This is a genomic window from Gardnerella sp. KA00127 (assembly GCF_049244125.1).
Lineage (GTDB): Bacteria > Actinomycetota > Actinomycetes > Actinomycetales > Bifidobacteriaceae > Bifidobacterium > Bifidobacterium swidsinskii.
This window is the reverse complement of sequence record NZ_CP058377.1, coordinates 314034-333868: the sequence shown is the minus strand read 5'-3', so window position 1 is coordinate 333868 and position 19835 is coordinate 314034. Positions and strand designations below refer to the sequence as shown.

Sequence of the window (19835 nt, the reverse complement as noted above, 5' to 3'; positions counted from 1 at the left end):
GCTTTTACTGCAGTAGCAAACGCCGAAAAAGTCACCGGCAAATGTTTTCCAAAACTACAAAACAGCAACAAACACCAGAAAATTACGCACGCGACAAATTGCTTAAGCATGTGCACAAGAAACGCTACAAGCGTGATTAATTCATATACGAATAAATTACTATAAAACGATAAACTTTTAGATAATTTTAAATAATCCGTCGTTATGACAATATTTTATACATAGAGCACCCCCCCCCCCGGCAGGAAATTTTACAGTTATGGAATACTTAACAATAAAAAAATTACGACAAAATAGCAAAAATACGATATAATATTATGCAGCATGTGTATAAGCGTACTTATTGTCTATCGTTGCTTTATGCAAACACAGAATTAGTGTTTGAAGAAGAACTAGACACACGTTTATATACGACGCACATTAGGGAACGCTAAATTAAGAAGCACAAGAATAAAGGATTACGGATTATTATGGCAAATAACAACCGCAAAAAGCATGCACGCGAGCAAGTTGAGAGCTCGTTTAAAAACGTTGATTCATCTTCTGCGTATGCAACCATGCGCAAGGTGTCATTGAGCACACTTGCCACAGTTCTCACTGCAGCAACCTGCTTGGGTGGTCAGCCAATCCTCGCATCCTCTAATATTCTTCTTCCTCCAACTACTGCGGCATTTGCGGAAGAAGTGCGTAAGAACGACCCTACTCCTTGGCTGCATACACCAAACATTCTTGAGTATCAGCGCTACCGTTACTTAAACAGTAAAGGCGAATTTGGCTACGTTGGAGACGACAAAGTCGGCGACTGGGATAAAATCATCAGCAAGACCGACATGTATGCGCACGTTCAAGGCGAAGGCAATAACAGATACATGGTTTTCGACGTGTTCTTTAACAACGACGGCAAATCCATGGTTTCTGCATCAACAACGCAGCAATACGTGTGGCAAATTCCTTATGCAATTGCCGATTTAAACAACGGCGGCTACAAGGGTGACACTATGCGCAATCTTAGATTTGACTTCTACAAGCGCAATAACAAATCACCTCAAACATATGCAAATCTTTCGCACGATATTGGCTTGTTTGAACACGACGCAAGCAGATCGTTCAGTCAAGACTTCTTGAAAGATAGCCAGGATCACAATAACTCAACATACCACTACTCTATAGGTGTACGCCCTGGCAGACCAGGTGATCAAGACATAAAAGATAACTTCCATGTTAACCCAGATGCTTTGGATTCTGCTATTAAAAAGGCTCTCCCACCAAACCAAAGACCTTATAACGGCTACAACTATGGCATTGGCATAACAACAACTCACGTTGATTACGCTGTTCACATGCATTGCGAGTTGAAGCTTAGACCAGACGTAACCGATGAAGAAATCAAAAATGCCTTTACTTGGGCAAATAGCAGCTCTTATGGTAGAACTACTCATTCTGCTTACACCTTTATTTCTGGTCGTACAAAAGATGAAAATGTGCCACCTACAAAAAGCGATAAAATCCCTCCAAAGCTGTATTTTAATGGCAAAGAGATTAGCGATTCCAACAACAGCATTACCGTGTATCAGGGAGATATTCCTACAATCACTTTCGGCACATCAGATGACAGCGGAAAGGTTAATAGCTTCTCAGTTAAGGGTCTTCCTAACGGTAATGGAGATGTCACTGAAAACAGTAATGGCATGGAAGCAACTGAAGCTAAGCATCACAACCATGTTGTTAATAGAGTTAAGTTTGAATATAAGAACGGCAACACGCCAGCAAATACTGACTACACGGTTACTGTCTCTGCAACCGACGCTTCTGGAAACAAAGTAGAAAAGAAAGTTACAGTACATCTTAAAAATCTGAACCAGAAGTACAAGGCTCCAACCACTACACCGATTACTGTTGATTGGGGACATAAGGCAACTAATGAAGAATTAAAGAAACATGTTTCTAATATTGAAGGCGGTGGACAACTAGATTTCAATACTTTCCCAGAGACTAAACTACCAGATATAGCTTTTAACGGGAAAGATACTGCTACAACATCCACATCAGCAAAAGTAATATATTCAGACAATTCGTACCATATTGTTACGATTCCTGTAATTGTCAGAAAGCCGCTCGCATTGCAACACAAAAGCGAGCTGAAAGATCACGAAGTTAAAGTAAATGTTGGAGACCCTCTTACTAAAGCAGGAAACAAGGTTGACGCTAAGGAATATCTTGGTATAACCGATAAGAAGGTTAAAGATAACATCAAGAGTGCAGAGTGGGTTAATGGCGAGCCTTCCACAGCTGTTGCAGGAAAAAGAGAGTACACTGCTAAAGTCACGTTTAATGACGGCAGCACAGCGGAAGAAAAGGTTACTTTCACAGTTCGCCCTAAGAAACCTACAATTGAAACTGATTTGACTGGTGTTGCAGGCGTAAAGGGCAAAGAAGTTAAAATTAATGCAGGCCCTGGCACAGCTGGAAGCACTGTAACGCTTAAAGATAGCAAGGGCAATCAAATTGGAACTGGAAAAGTTGGCAACGATGGCAAAGTTACGATTACAGTTGCTAATGGCATTCCTGAAGGAAGCATTACTGCAGTAACTACTACTGCAGATTCCGTAAGCTCTGACGCAAGCGACGCTAAGAAGGCTACTAAGGATGACAAAGCTCCAACGCTTACTGCCGATAAAGATAGCATTACCGTAAAAGTTGGCGAAGATCTGAAGATTCAGCTTACTGCAAAAGATGATGTAAAGATTGAGTCTATTGACACAGCAACAGCAACGATGGCTTTTGCTCGAAATGATTTCAGTAAGATGATGGCTGTCGCAGCGCGTGCAAAAACTGATTACACGAAGAATAGTGATAAGGAAAAGGTTTTCACTTATAGCTTCTCCGGCTTTAAGCCTGAAGAAGTTGGCACTTATACTCTTACGTTCTCCGCAACTGATGCTGCTGGTCACAAAACAGAAAAAACTGTGACTGTAAAAGTGGAGAAAAAAGAAGACATTAAGTCAAAGAATATTGCTGTTGACTTAGGTCACAAGCTCACCGAAAAAGACGCCGAAAAAGCTATTGCCAACGGAAGAAAGCTTAAAAAAGCAGGCGCAACCTTCAAGTGGAGCACTGAAACTGGCGGAACTCCAGACACTTCCACTGTTGGCAAGGAAAAGACTGGAAAAGTTATTGTAACTATTCCTACTAACGATCCAAAGAATCCGCGCGTTGAAACTGTTGACGTTAAGGTAACTGTTAAGGATCATAAAGAGCCTGAAGTTACGATTAAGCAAAAAGGCAATGATGGCAACTATAACAATGTTTCGATTACTGTTGATAGTTCACAAAAAGTCGTTACTAAAACAGCAACTATTACTACATACCGCGGTGATAAGAACGATATTAAGATTACCGCAACAGACAACAGCGGAAACGTTACAACTCTTACTTTAACGTCTAAGATTCCAGGAGAGACAGAAAAAACTCCTACTGGAACTGGCACAGATAAAGATCCTAAGACTTTGACGCTTGATGGCACTACTCCGCTCAACACTAAGCCTGGCGAGTATACGCGTACCTTAAAAGCGGTGGATCCTTCGGGCAACACTACAAACGTGTCTGTGAAGTTTGTTGTTAAGACGCAGGCAGATAAGTATAGCAAAGTCACAGGCACGCCTGTTACGTACAACATGGGCAGCGGCACAAAGCATCCAGATCCTAAGAGCGGTATTAATGCAGATGATCTAAAGAAACTACCTAGCGACGCTACCTACTCTTGGGCTAAGGAGCCAGATTGGAATAAGCCTGGCGAGCAGAAAGATGCTAAAGTTCGCATAACATTTAAGGACGGTTCAACTAAAGACGTTACTACAACTGTTACTGTTAAAGACAATATCGCGCCTGTTATTGAGAACCCTGCTACAAATCAGGTGAAACATGACGATAAACAAATGTACTACCAATTTAAAGTACATAAAGATAAGCCTTTTGATATTGAAATTAAGTCTTACGATAACAGCGGCAAGATCAGTAGCGCAACAATATCAACATTCCCAGGCCACGACGGAAAAATCACTATTGACAATCAAAACGGGAATTCTGCAGAAAAGCCTGCGACTATTCATATTAAAGGCACTGGAAAGCGCGCAGATAATACGAATCCTGATGCGAATAAGTGGTCTCGTGAGCTTGTTGTTACAGACGAAGCTGGCAATACATCCACGCTAAAGGTTCAGATTTCCGTATACACGGATGCTGAAGAGCATAATGCTGCTCCTAATGCTACACCAAAGAATCCTGACCAAAACGCAATTACCAACGCAATTACTATTACCAAGAAGGATGACCCGAAGAAGACCCCAATTGATAAGAAAGATTTGACTTTCACAGTTGGAAATATTCCTCAAGATGATGGTGTTCACACTGTTCCTGTAACAATTACATACCCGGATCATTCAACTACAATAGTTAATGTTCCTGTGTTGATTCATAAGGATGCTAAGGATTATGATCCAAAGGGTCAAACAGTTGAAGTTCCATGGAACACTAAGCCAGAAGAATTGACTAAGAAAATTAAGTCGTTTGGCAGTGGCAATGGCTTGAAGTGGAACGGCAAATCTCCAAAGCAAGATCCAACAGTAGAAATCGTCAACACGAAAGACGTTCCAAACACCGATAAGCCTGGCGAGAGCAAAGTTCAAGTTAATGTTAAGTATTCGGATGGCTCTAGTGACGTTGCAACAGTAACTGTTAAAGTGCTGAAGCCACAAAGCGAAACTTATAAGCCAGAAGGTCAAACAATTAACATTGACTACAATAAGACGCCGAATACAGGTATATCCAGCAAGATTACCGGCGTTGGCAAGGATAAAGGCATTAGCTTTGGTAAAGATAAGCAAGACAAAGATATAACGCTTCCAGAAGGCGCAAGTATTGCTATTGACGACAAAGCTAAGACTGTTCCAGATGGCACTCAGCCTGGCGATTTTACTGTTCCTGTAACCATTACGTATAAGGATGGTTCTAAGAGTAATGCAACGGTAAAGGTTACTGTAGGAAAGCCTCAGAGTGAAACTCACACGCCAAAGGTTGACAACAGCGGAATCACTAAAAAGTATGGAGAAAGTGGTCCTTCTGACAGTGAAATCATTGCTAAAGTCACTGTTCCAAACAAACCAACTGGTACAAAAATTACAGTTGACGATGGTCAAACACCTATCGACACTAAGACTCCTGGAACCGTAAACGTTAAGGTTACTGTTACCTACCCTGACGGTTCTGAGGATCGCGTGGAAGTTCCTGTAACAGTTGGCAATCCAGATAACGAAACCTACAAGCCAAGCGCAGAAGCTATCAACAAGAAGCGTAATGAGAAAGCTCCTGATGCTGATGAAATCAAGAAGGCTGTAAAGACTTCTACAGTTAAGGACAAGACTGCTCCAAAGGAAACAAAAGTAGAGCTTGTAAATCCAAACAATCCTCTGCCAACTACAGACAAGACTGGCACAACTAACGTACCTGTTAAGGTCACATATCCAGATGGTTCCAGCACTGTTGTGCAAGTACCTGTAGTAGTTACAGATACCGATGCCACTGCAAACACTCCTGCAGTTGACCCTGTGGAAGAGCCGTATGGCACTGGTAAAGAAAAGACCAAGGAAGCTGTTAAGAAGGCTGTAACTGTTCCTGATTTTAAGCCAAAGAAGGAAGGCGATAAGCCAACAGTCGACATTACAAGCGACGATAAGGATATTCCAGACGGCAATACCCCTGGCACCTATCATGTTAAGGTTAAAGTCACATACCCAGATAACACAACTGATGAAGTTACTGTTGATGTGACTATTAAGAACAAGCAGTCGGATACTTTTGAGCCAAAGGCAACACCTGTTGTTAAGCAGTATGGCGAGAAGGTTACACCTGAAGATGTAACTAAGAATGTAACTGTTCCTGATTGGTCAAAAGATTCAAAGGAACAACCAAAGATTGAGTTGAACGAGCCTAATACAAAGCTTCCAGATGGTAAGATTCCTGGAAACTCTACTGTTAAGGTTAAAGTCACCTACCCAGATGGCACAACTGACATTGTTGACGTGCCAGTAACTATTAGCAATAAGCAGTCTGAACTTTACCCACCTAAGGCAGATAATCTTGAAAAAGATAATGGTCAAAAGCCTTCGAACGACGAAATTATCGGCAAAGTAAGTGTTCCTACCTGGCCAACGAACGAAACAAATAAGCCAACTTACTCTATTGCTGATGGCGATAAGTCTAAGATCCCTAATGGAGATAAGGCTGGCAAGTTTGAAGTGCCTGTAACAGTTACGTATCCGGATGGATCAACAACTGTTATCAACGTGCCTGTAACTATCAAGGCTCCAACTGCTACAGCTAAAGTTGTGACTGTGCCAAAGGGCGTGGAGCCTAAGCCAGAGGACAGCATTGTCAATAAGGATAAGTTCCCTAATGGCACTAAGTTCGAGTGGGATAACAACGGAAAACCAGACACATCTAAGGAAGGTAACAGCGTAAAAGGCAAAGTAAAGATTACTATTCCTGGATCTGATACTCCTCAAGAAGTTGAAGTAAAGGTTAACGTTGTTGACCCAAGTGCATCTGAAGTCAACGTGCCACAGGGCAAGGATTTGCCAGAAGCTAAGGATGTTATTAAGGATTCTCACGATACTAGTAAGTTCCCTAATGGCACTACGTTCGAGTGGAAACCTGAAGATAAACCAGATACTAACAATCCTGGCGCAAAGAATGGCAAGATTATTGTTACCCTCCCAGGTCAATCCCCTGTAGAAGTGCCTGTAACAGTGAACGTTTTGCCAAAGCCAGAAGCGAATGTTGTGAACGTTCCACAAAATGGCACACTGCCAGAAGCTAAGGATGTTATTAAGGATTCTAGCGATAAGAGTAAGTTCCCTAATGGCACTACGTTCGAGTGGGAAGACAGTGACAAACCAACTACAGATACCGTTGGAGAAAAGACAGGCGGTAAAGTAAAAGTCACCATTCCAGGCGTAAATGGCAAGTCTGGTTATACGATTGATGTTCCTGTAACAGTGAACGTAAACCCTGTGCCTATCACGAAGGAAACCACCGTCCCACAGAACAGCAATCCTGATCCTAAGAACAGCATTGATAACAACAACAAACTCCCTAAGGGAACCACATTCGAGTGGAAGAAAGATGCTGCTCCAAAGACCGACAAGCCAGGCACTGCTAGTGGAACAGTGATTGTCAAGATTCCAGGGCAAGCACCTCAAGAAGTGCCAGTAACAATTACTGTGACACCAGCACCTGTTGCAAACGACGTAACTGTGTTGCAAAAGAAGAATGGTGACACAACTGACACTACCCCTAAGCCAGAGGATGTTATTAAGAATCATAAGGATCTACCTAAGGATGCTAGTATTTCTTGGAAGAAGAAGCCTGATACCTCAAAGACTGGCAACCAACCAGGCGTTGTGACCGTTAAGGTGCCAGGCGAGCCAGATATTGACATTCCAGTCAACGTGCTCGTTGTGCCAAATCCAGTTGGCAAGAAGGTAAGCGTGCCACAAAATGGCAATTTGCCGGATCCAAAAGACATGATTGCCAATAATGGTGAGTTACCTACCGGAACCACATTCAAGTGGTCAACCGACATAAACGGTACACCATCAACCTCTAACACTGGTGAGCAAACTGGCACTGTTGTTGTAAATATTCCAGGTATCGCACCTGTGAATGTACCAGTAACAGTAAACGTTGTGGCACAAAACAAGCCATTTATTAATGGTGGCAAAGCAGAAAACACACCAGATAAGTCTGATAAGACAACTATTACTGGTAAAACTCAGCCAGGAAACACAGTAACTGTCAAAGACAATGGCGGTAATACTGTTGGTACTGGAGATGCCAACAAAGACGGAAACTTCACTATCGAAATCGATAAGAAGGATCCTGGCACAACACTCAAGCTTGTTCCAAGCAAGGGTGGAGTTGATGGTGACGCAACTACTGTAACCGTCACAGCTAAGCCACAAAAGCCAACGATTACGGTACCAACCGACAATCAGAAGAACGACGGAAACGTAACTGTAACTCCGCCAACTGATGACACAACGGTTGTGAAAATTGAAATCAATGCTAAGCCAAATTCAATCAATGGTCCAGAACAGCCAGTTCGCACAATTATTGCTAAGAAGGATGATAACGATGGTAAGTGGAAGATTGACGGAGACGCTCCAGAAGGCGTAATCGTTAATCCAGATACTGGCGTTGTTACTATTCCAACAAAGAATTTGGAAGACGGCAGCACTATTACTGCAGTATCTAAGAACAAGACGGACAAACCATCTGATCCTGCTACTGCTGTGACTGGCTTTAAGACTCCACAGATTAGTGAGCAAACGCTAAAAGACAATCCAGATGATTCTACTAAACAGATCATCACTGGAAAAACTCTTCCGAGCGCAACAGTAACTGTTACCGACAAAGATGGAAAGCAAATCGGAACTGGTACTGCAGATGCTCATGGCGACTTCACTATTACTATCGACAAGCAAAAGCCTGGTGCCATCGTCACCCTCACACCAACCAACGGTAAGGGTGATGGTGCAAAGACAGGCGATAGTGTAAATATTACTGTCAGCGGAAATATAACTAAGCCAAAGATTGACACTCCAGCCGAGGGTGGCGCTAGCGTGACGCCTGATCTCACGGATACGCGCGTGAACAAGGTTGTAGTTACTTACACTCCAGAAGGCAGTGAAACAACCGCAACGATTACTGTTGTTGCTAAAGGCGACAAGCATGAGTGGGAGATTGACGGAGACGCTCCAGAAGGCGTGACTGTTAATCCGCAAACTGGCGTTGTTACGATTCCAGCAAACAAGATTAAGAGCGGTAGCACTATTACTGCGCAATCAGAAGACAGTAGCGATAAGACTGGCAAGAGCAAGTCAGAAGTGGTAACTGCTAAAGTTGCCGAAAAGGAGAAGCCTGCACCAGAACCAACGCCAACGCCTGCGGGTGAGCCGACTATACTCACACCACAAGATGGTGTTGAGCAAGGTTCCGCAACTGTTACCCCACCAGCAGACGCTGATACTCTCGAAATCACGTATACTCCAGAAGGCGATACAACGACTCCTGTAACAATTACCGTGAGGAAAGATAAGAATGGTAACTGGACTATTGACGGTAACACTCCAACCGGCGTGACTGTTGATCCTAAGACTGGTAAAGTCACCATCCCTGCAACCCAAATCAAGGATGGTAGTACGATTACCGCGCAAGCCAAGAAGAATGGTCAACCATCCAACACGGCAAACGGTAAAGTCGGAAACAACCCAACCAAGAAACCAGAACCAACACCTGCACCGACCCCTGCTCCAACCCCAGAACATGAATCTGGTTCTCATGATTCTGATGAACACACTGGCAACAGTGAAAACAACAGGAATAAGAGCAATAACACTCAGTTACAAGCTCCTAAGTCTCCTGCACGTCACTCCTCCGGCCAGGTTGCGCAATCAAAGTTAACCAACACAGGCTCTGCAATTGCTGCAGCAGGTGCTGTTGCTGCACTCGCAGCCGCAATAGGTGCTGCACTCGCAGTCATTATTCGCAGGAAGAAGCGCGACTAAACGTTGGTGTTGCAACAAATATTAAAATTGAATAAATAATATACATATGCTCCGTGATAAAAGGGTTCGCGAAATTTACGACAACCCTTCAACCACGGAGCATTGTTATATCTGTAGTAAATCTGTAGAGCTATAGGCCATAGAGGCATAGACTATAGAGACATAGACTACAGAGGTATAGGTGCGATACATAGATGCCATTAAATGATCTGGGTACTGGTAGCGAGATAGCACACCACTGCGATAATGACAGCGTACTTGACATTAAGTAATATCAGGCGACATACGCAATGTTACACGTACTAAATATGGCATACTGAACTACAAAGCTACTTACGTGATTGTTAACGCAACTCCAATCGCCCTACATTTTTCCGGCAAATGTGGTCAAATAAGGCAAGAGCGAAAATAAATGCCGAGAATATTCACAGCAAATGTTTCCACATAACGCCAAAACGACTACAAACGCCGGAGAAAATTCCCCGGCGTTTGTAAGTCAAAACCAGCTAAAGCAGCGACTCAGCAGTAGTATCCGTTCGCATTAAGGCGAGCTTCAGGATTAAGTAACATCGCCTTTTCTGCTTCGTGACCATCGTAGCGAGTGCCATCCGGAAGGCGCGTGCCATCCTTCAGCAAGTGACGATTCTCAACAGGCTCGAACAGTACAGATCGACCCATCATGCCTTCCTCAAATCGCCTCTGGCCCGCAGCCAAACGCACATTCGCCTTGGTACGCCAATTCTTAAGCACATTAACACCTGCGCTAGCAGCTACAGCAGCTTCAAAAGCACCAGGATGAACCAATGCCACAAATCCGCTAACATGACCGAAGCCGAGCGAAGTTGCGAGAGCAGCCTTCACTGCACAAGAACCTGCACCATCGCCAATGCGCATCGGCTCACGCAACCAAACCATGTGGTCGTCGCGCGCAAGCTTAGGATCCACGCAGTCAAGTGATGCGTTTCCAGGGATTACGCCACTTCTAAACAGTTGAGTCAAACCGTTGATTTGGAAGATGCACGCGCCGCCCTTTGCATGTCCAGTCAGCGTCTTTTGGCTGATTACGAACAGCGGATTTCCGTCCGTGCGTCCGATTGCGTGCGCAAGAGTATTGTGCAGCTCAGATTCGTTCGGATCGTTTGCATTCGTAGACGTATCATGCTTAGAAACCACAGCAATATCGTCCGGAGTAACGCCGAGAGCTGCCAAATCACGCACGAGCTTAGACTTAGCTCCACCCATGCCCGCAGCCAAAGCACCCAAGCCCGGAGCAGGAATAGAAGTGTGAATGCCATCAGCGTAGGAGTGAATGAAACCAACCACACCAGCAACAGGCAAGCCAAGCTTCAAAGCAATATCGCCGCGCGTAACCAAAATCGTACCGCCGCCTTGTGCTTCAAGGAAGCCTCCACGTCTGCGATCGTTTGCGCGAGAGAAGAATCGTGGATTGATGCCCTTCGCATACATTTCTTCGCTATTGGCAGTTGCGTTCATATTGCCGAAGCCAACTACGGATTCCACGCCGATATCGTCAATTGCGCCAGTTACTACGAAATCAGCTTTGCCGAGAGCAATCTTGTCGACGCCTTCTTCGAGCGAAACCGCCGCAGTTGCGCATGCCGACACCGGCTGAACCATATTTCCGTAGCCGCCGATATAGGTTTGCATTACGTGAGCTGCAACAACGTTTGGAAGCGCCTCTTGCAATACGTCCGTAGGAATTTCGTGGTTAAGAAAGCGATCCAAATACAGTTTTCGCATTGAACTCATGCCGCCGAAACCGGTTCCTTGCGTGGAAGCAACCATCGACGGATGCACAGATTGCAAAATCTCCGAAGGCGTGAAACCAGCAGAAATATAAGCGTCTACAGTTGTGACAATATTCCACAGCGCAATCGTGTCAACACTTCCAACCATTGAAGCTGGAATACCCCACTTCAGCGGATCGAAGCCCTTAGGGAATTGTCCACCGACGGTTCTGGTCATTGCAGCCCTACGCGGCACGCGAATCATAGAACCTGCCTTGCGCGTAACAGTCCATTCGCCAGATTCTGCATCGCGAGCAATCTCAGTGTGCGATTCGTCAAGTGCCACGTATTCGCGCGCAATTGTTTCTGTTGGAACGCTGAAACTCACGTCGTGATCGAGGAAGATTTCTGCTTCTTCTTCGTTTGCTCCATCCTTGTAATCGCCGCCCATACCGGTTTCGAATGGTCGAATACCGGAACGTGCTACTACTTCATCGCGATATTTCTCTGCAATATCTTCTTCTGGAACAAGCGTGCCGTCCGCATCATACCAGCCTGGCTTTGGCGAATCCTGCCAAGTAAGCAAGCCCATATTCCAAGCCAATTCCAGTACTGCTCCTGCAGAAAGCTCCACGGAACCGTCTTCGCGAATTCCAAGTTCTGCTTCGAAACGAGTACGTCCGGAACCCCATGGTCCAAGCTCGCCAACGGAGACGATCACAATTTCGTCTTCTGGACGCGCTGTTACGTTCTTCCAATCAGCCAAGTTGACTCGCGGCTGAGTTGGCACGTAAGGAGTTGGAAGTGCTTTGTTGGTTGATTTAGCAGAAGATTCTGCAGCTTCTTCTACAGCTTCCACCGCTTCTTCCGCAACTTCAGCACGCTTCTGATCTTCCAACGCTTCTGCACGAAGCGCGTTCAAATCAAGAGGCTCCTTGCCTAATCCGCCCGTAAAATCAACATCCAAAGGCGCAATTGCTGCCTGCTCTCGCGCTTCCTTCGTGCACAAATCGAGCAAACGATCTGCCATTTCTTGCGTAGAGTAGGTAGTTAATCCGTGACGCTCAACTACAGCCACAAGCGGATCATTTCCGCCCATTAAGCCGGTTCCACGCACCCATCCAATCTTAGGATGCGCGAAAGTCACGCGATCCGACCACACGCTTTCCGCATGCGCACGGTTCACAATCGCGTCGAAAGCACTCTTGACTTCGCCGTAAGCACCGTCGCCGCCGAACATACCGCGGTTTGGAGAGCCAGGTAACACAACGTGCATACGATGTTGTACATCTGTATCTGCTCCAATCTGCGCAAATCCAGCGATTGCACGCTCCACTCCCCACAGCATTAAGCGCGATTGCGATTCAAAAAGCGAACCAGAATCAGACAAAGTACCGTGAACTGGAGGAGCTGCAAACGGGAAGAACATGCTCGGCTCATAAGCAGGCTTCAAAATAGTAGTAGTTGCGCCACTTACTTTCTTTGAAACCGTGCCAACCCACTTTACAAGCGCATCGACATCGCGATAACTAGACAAGTTTGCTGGCACAAGCCACAACTTTGCGCCCATTTGAGCGTTTTCGCGATACGCTTTCTTCGCCCAAGACTTAACGCTCGGCTTGAAACTGTGCGAAGTTGCAATAACCGTAGCTCCACCCTTAAGCAAACCCGTTACTACGCGAGCAGCAATCGAGTTAGGAGCAACGCCTGTAACTACTGCAACTTCTCCTGCAAAACGAGTTGCTTGAGCAGTATCGGCGTTGTTTTGTGCAAGTTTAGTGCGAGAATCGCGAGCAATACCATTAAATATTGTTGCAAGATTGTTTAATTCGCGAGATTTAGAAAGACTTGCAAACCACTCAGCTTCCGAAGCTACTGCTTCCCCGGCACCGAGGAAACTACCAAAATCATTTAAGATTTCAGAAACTTCATTTACCTGAATATCAACATTCTTTCCGGCATACTTGTAGTACAAACGAGCAACGTCTTCGCGAGCCGAAGCCCAGCGGTCGTCGAAAAGAATCGCTTTTCGCTCATCAAATCGAGGAGCCACTTGCTTTGGCCAATCCGCACCTAATTCTGCTTCAACAGCAGCTACAACAGCAGCATTTTCGTCACTTTCAGTTTCTGCTTTAGGAGCTTCAACACCAAGCTTTGCTAGCACAAACTTAGCAGTTGCAGCAAGTACGCCGTCTGCGCCAACAACTTGCTGCGCAAAAGCGTCAAGAGCTGCAGAATCAACAACAGCACCACCGGCTGCGCCAGCAGCACCAGGCTGAGAAACGCTAACGCCGTGAGCTTGTGCAACTTGCTGAATTGCTGCGTCGATTAAAGCGTCAGCTGCAGCAGTATTCTTTGCAGGATCAGTTGAAAGTTGCGCAAGATTTTCACCGCGCACGCTAGCACCTTCACGCGTTTGCAAAACCAAAGCCGCAAGCACGTGCGCACGCCAGCCTTCGCCAAGCTGCCAGACTTCCGAAATACGCTTGTCAATTTGCGCTGGTTTCACACCGGCTGCACCGAAAAGTGCACGCAAACGTTCGCGCACAATATCGGAAAGCACTGCACCAAAAGCCTTGTAGCGTGGAGCAACCGAATCAACTAACTTTTTAAGCGCACTCATTGGAGCTTCTGCAGCACCGTCCACGCTAGCCACGCCAAGCTCGGAACTAATATCCATAAGAAGCTGATTTCTGCGCGAAGATACGCCGTTTGTAAGCGTATCAGTTGTGTCAGTGTCGCCGATTTGGTCAAGACGGATTTTTGCACTATACGCAATCAGCATTGAGATTGCGTCGGATGCTTTGAACGGCAAGTCTGCTACAGGTCCGCTTGCTGCTGCGTTAGCAACTTGAGCAGAAGGAGCAGCCGCAGGAGCAGCAGAAACAACATTTGCTGCAGGAGCTGCAGGATCAGCAGTCGCATCAGCAGTGCTACTTGCTTCTTGACTATCTTCCTCAGTAAACACTTCAGGCACAAGCGAATCCGTGTCAGTCATATAAACGCGACCTTCGTCACGACCAACGTTGTAAACAGTCACTTTTTCGCCACTAAACTCCGGCAAAGCAAGAGTTTTAGCGCCAAGATTTGCCAAAGTTGGCGCGTTTCCTAAACCAACTTCAACGTACTCTTCAACGCCAAGACCGCCGCGAGCGCGATCGGCAAACATAAGAGCCTGCGTTTCAATCCAGCGAACTGGAGAAGCAAATTGCCATGAAAGAAGCTCCGTAAGAAGCAATCTACCGAGCTTCTGCTCATCCTCTGCATAAGATTTCCATGTAGTTTCATCTTCCAAAGCTGCTTCAATGCGCTCAGATGGCACAACATCCAAAATCTTTTGCGCAAATTCTCGCGTAAGCTCAAACGGGCAAGCCACGAGGTTTGGAATGTAACGGTCTACAAGCACAGAGTAATCAATATGCTTCGGCAGCAGCGAATCGAGCTTGTCGCGGAATTCCGGCACTCCCTTTCGAAGAATTCGAGAGTGGAACGGCACGTCAATTCCTGGAACAAACATGAATGGAGGCTTGCCGCCATACTCCTTAGCGCGCTTAGAAGCGTCTGCAGCCAATGCCTTCAAACCTTTAATAGTTCCAGCAATTGCGTACTGCTGACCTGCCAAGTTGTAGTTTACAATTTGCAAGAATTCGCCAGTAGCCTTGGAAATGCCCTCAACGTAAGCATTCACGCCTTCGTCTGACACTCCAAACTGGTTTGGTCGAAGCGCACCCATGCGGTAGTTCGAGCGACCTTGTGCATCGCGCTCAATCAAGTGATGCATTGTAGATCCGCGGTGGAACACCAATTCAAGCACAGTTTCGAGTGGAATAATTTGCGCGAAGGAGCTCAAAGCATTGTATTCGCCAAGCGAGTGTCCTGCAAAGTAAGCAGGCCAAATATCGCATCCTGCTTCACGCAAACGCGCGGTTTGCGCAAAGGCAACTGTTGCGAGCGCAACTTGCGTAAATTGTGTTAAGTTAAGCAATCCTTCAGGATGGTGATAAGTTACGCCGTGAGCAGTAAGCTCCTTTGGATTATCGCGCACGACTGCGAGGATTGAGAATCCAAGCTTTTCGCGAGTAAGCTTGTCTGCTCGCTCCCAAGTATCGCGCACAGCAGGCGACTTTGCGCGCTCATCCAGCGACATTCCTTGCTTTTGGATACCCTGACCTGGGTATACGAATGCTGCACGTGGAGCGCGTGTAAGCGCGCTTGCTTTAGACACGATTTGCCCATCAACTCTGCACGTAACTTCCAAAGCAAGTCCGCCGCGACGAACTTTTCCAACGCGCTCAACTGTGATTTCTACTTCGTCATCAAGCTGAACCATGCCGTACATGTTGTAGGACCAGCCAATGAGCTCGTAGCGAGCACCTTTTTCATCAACTGCTTGAGCCACATGTTGAGCTGTTGCAGAAAGCCACATACCGTGTACCAAAGGAGCAGAAAGACCGGAAATTGCAGCACCTCGCTTAGAAGTGTGGATTGGGTTGAAATCTCCAGAAGTACGCGCAAAAGCGGTCATATCGTGAGGAGCGCGAACTACTACTCTGCGCAAAGCTCTGCGAGGCGTGTCTTCAATTTCATATCCATGCAATCCTGCAGCTTCGCCATATTGCGCAGCTGGAGCAGGAAGCGCGTTGCTGAAGCTTCGTCCACGAATAGCGAAACGCTCAGTTTCGTGCGCAAGTCGCGTGCCGTCAGCTGCAGTGTGCACAACGTGAATAGTTACCACGCGTCCGGAAGCAGATTCTGCATACGGCTCAGCCCAGCCGAGCAAATTAATTCGCTTGTCGACGTACTTTTTAAAATCTTCAGCATCGACGTCAAGCTCTACTAAATGATCTAGGTGAACAGCGTTAAGCAGACCCTCAATAATCGGGTAGCCATCAACCATTACGGAACCCAAAGCCGAGTAAATAGTTGGCCAAGCAGGACCTACTAACGCGTCTGGCACAATGCGAGAAGCAAGCAATCCATCTGGAAGTCTTCCAGCAGTAGCAGACTCGTGGTCAATTCCAAGATTTCTTGAGAAAGTATAGGAAGAATGAACCAATCCAAACGGGAAATCTCTATAACCTTCTGCAAGCAAATCTTCCGGCAATTTTGCCAAACTGCCATCTTCTTTTACTGTTTCAACCTTAGGCATAGCATCAAGCACATCGCCAGTAATCGCTGTATTTCCAATACCTGCGGTTGCTGCAAGCATTTCGTACACGTGCTTTGGCAAGCGCTCGCGGTCAACTACTGGTATGCTTCCAGCTTGACTTGCATCAACAGTTAGCGGAATTACAATATCTCGTACCGCGTGCTTGCGTTTTAGCGAGTTTGCAGCGTTTTTTGTAGAGTGTTTAGCAGCATTCTGTGCTTCCTGATTTTCTTGATCATCCCAGAATGTATCTAGCTTAATATCTAAATCAAGCGAAATTACGTCATTATTACTAGAAGTTACTGTAATTACGTAATTTTCGTCTCCTAAAGACGTTCCGTAAGCAGGGTTTGCAGTTACATGACCAACCCAAGAAATATTCGGGCATGCGCGCACGTAAGCTTCAACGTTTTTAGCATCAGCAATCTGACTAAAAGCAGATTTTGAAGACTTGCTTGCAGCATTTTCCTTATTTTCTGCTTCTACTCCAGTTTCCGAGCCAAATTCTGCACGATTGAGCATAGCTGCTTCAAAACGTCCCAGAATATCGGCAATCGGCTCATCCATAGTCGTAATTCCAGCCACGGAAATCGGTCCTGGAATTACGCGCACAGCGTCTGCTGAGTAACGCGAATCTTCCGACTGCCAAAGCTGATCTTGACCCCACCAACGCAACAAATCGTTGTCAATAACTGGCACGAATGGCATTGGCTTAGGATATTCGCGCACCAAAGTTGGGAACCAAGCGGCATCCATCGGCACAACGTTCATCTCGCGAGCTTGAGGCAACGCGTCAATCAGCGTATATAAAGCAGCTTGAGGGTGCTTAGAAACTTCTTCGATAGAAGGCAGAATAGAAGTAAATTCGCCTGAATCTTGATTAATTAAACGCGCTTCAATACGCTGCAACAAATGCATGTAGCGATCTACGTAAGTCGGATCCACCCAAGGGTATGCCAAATCTAGGAAACGTTGAGCAAATTGTGCGTAAGTCATGCTTTCTACGTCACCAAAATATGGTTTTGCAGTAGAGTTAAGTGCTTCGATTACTTCATCGCGACGCACTTCAAGCTCTTCAGGATGTTTCATCATATGAACGAGCAACCGACCGCAGCGAGCAGAAGCGTTTTCTAACTCGTAAATATCTGCGTGCAAATGGCTTAAACCACTCGTCACACCGCCAATCACTTTGCCAGAAGGCACCCAACGCTCACCCAAAGGTGCGAACGGATCCTCATCAAAACCTTCAATGCTGGAAGATTTCGGCATCGCAATACCCGGAGTTTCCACAAGCATACGCTTTACTTCAGGGCTTGTATGCGCTTCTTTTGCTGTCATTGCAGCTGTGCCAATCATTACAGCATCAACTGGCATATTTGGTAAACCGTATTCATTCGCCCATTCGCCAGAAATGTAGTCTGCAGCACGCTCAGGAGTGCCAATACCGCCACCTGCAACAAGCACCAAATTTTCGCACTCACGCACTTGCGCGTAAGTTGTCATAAGCAAATCATCAAGAGATTCCCACGAATGGTGACCGCCTGCAGCACCGCCCTCAACCTGCACAATAATCGTTGCTGGAGCAACAGCTTTAGCAATTCGCACAACTTGACGAATTTGATCAACTGTTCCAGGCTTAAATGTTACGTAAGGGAATCCATCAGCTTGCAAGGATGCTACTAATTCCTTGGCTTCGTCAAGTTCTGGAATGCCAGCAGAAATAACTACACCATCAATAGGAGCTCCCGACTGCCTCTTTTTTGGCACGATTCGCTTCGAACCAAATTGCAAATTCCACAGGTAGCGATCCATAAACATAGCGTTAAATTCGATAGTTGCGCCTTCGCGAAGCTGATTTTCAAGCGACTTCATATGACGATCGAAAACTTCTGCAGTTACTTGACCGCCGCCAGCAAGCTCAGCCCAGTAGCCTGCATTTGCTGCTGCAGCAACGATTTCCGGCTCTACTGTCGTTGGTGTCATTCCTGCAAGAAGCACAGGAGCTTTGCCTGTAAGCTTGCTAAATTTGGTAAGCACTTTGCGTCCTGCAGGCGTGTTGATCACTCGAGGCGCAAAATCAGCCCAGCAGCCCATACGCTCTGGCTCAGAAGCAGAGTCAGCTGTTGAAAGCTCAGCGCGAGAGCGCAAGGTAGCAGCCTCTACTATTCCAGCACCGGTTCCTTGCACAAGCACTCCAGTAAGCTTTCCGAGCACTTCGCTAGGACCCATGTCTAAAATCCAAAGCGAGCGCGCGTCGTTTTGCTCCAAAACTTCACCAATTTGCGTAGCCCAATCAACAGGAGTTACAAGCACTGCATCCGCCAATTCGCGAGCAACTGTAGTGTTTAAACCAGCCTCATTTGCCCACTCTACTACCTGCTCAACTGCAGATTGAAGCATTGGCGAATGGAATGGAACTGTAACATCCAAATATTCAGCAACTGGCGCAAATACAGCTCCACCGCGAACTTTCATTTCGCGCAATTTTTTCGAACGCTTTGTTTCTTTTTGCGCTTCGTTTGCAACAGCTTCCATATCTTCCGGGTATCCTGCAATAACCACGTGATTGTAAGCGTTTTTAACAGCAATTGACACTTCACCGCGCGTGCGCTCTACGCGTGAAATTAACGCTTCTGCCTGCTTTTTAGTAACTCCTTTAAGTGACAGCATTGGCGTGTGCTCGCCGTCACCAGTAATTTCAAGCATTCGAGATTCACGATCTCCTGCAGCTCCAATTAAGTAGGCAATTGCAAGTAATTCTTCGATTTGCGCGCGAGCTTTTTGCCAAGACTTTGCTTTTATGCGAGCTTTTACCATTTCTGCTGCGATTACGCCTTGAGAATGACCCAAAACTGCGCACGGCTTGTTTACTTCAAAGTTGTATCCAAGATTTGTTAAGTCGCGCACTGCACCGAATTGTGCAAGCGTAATTCCAGGCACACTAAGAAGCGCGTTTGCAGCGTTAATATGCTTATTTTCTAGCGCGTCAAACACGTTTATGTCGCCGCCTGCATTTGCTAAAAGCTCAGAATAAATTGGCGATAGCAAAGCTTTTGCGCCTGCTTCGTACTCATGAAGTTCTGCGTTTAATTCTTCGTCTGAACCAAGCTCGCGCAAAGCTTCAACCCACGGAGTCGACTGACCTGCAAACACGAGTGCGTGCGGATTATTAGCGAGTTGGTCGAAAAAGTATGTTGTCATGATGTTTCCTTCTCGTTGATTTGGATAAGTTTTATAAATTCTGTAAGTTTTGTAAGGTTTATAAGTTTTGTAAGTTCTATAGTTTTTAGTTATAAGTTTGATAACCCCTATAAT

Annotated in this window: 2 protein-coding genes; one reads left to right on the top strand and one right to left on the bottom strand. The window is 45.9% G+C overall.

Translation table 11 applies throughout. The features are described from left to right. The first annotated feature begins 470 nt into the window (after positions 1-470). Positions 471-9623 (top strand): Rib/alpha-like domain-containing protein, encoded by a 9153-nt coding sequence (locus HXT48_RS01260; protein WP_421793103.1) that lies wholly within the window; start codon positions 471-473, stop codon positions 9621-9623. A gap of 519 nt (positions 9624-10142) precedes the next feature. Here the strand turns inward: HXT48_RS01260 and HXT48_RS01255 are convergent. Then, a complete protein-coding gene (locus HXT48_RS01255) occupies positions 10143-19721 on the bottom strand; it encodes a fatty acid synthase subunit beta domain-containing protein (RefSeq protein ID WP_421793102.1) in 9579 nt (3192 codons plus the stop codon). Positions 19722-19835: the final 114 nt, after the last annotated feature.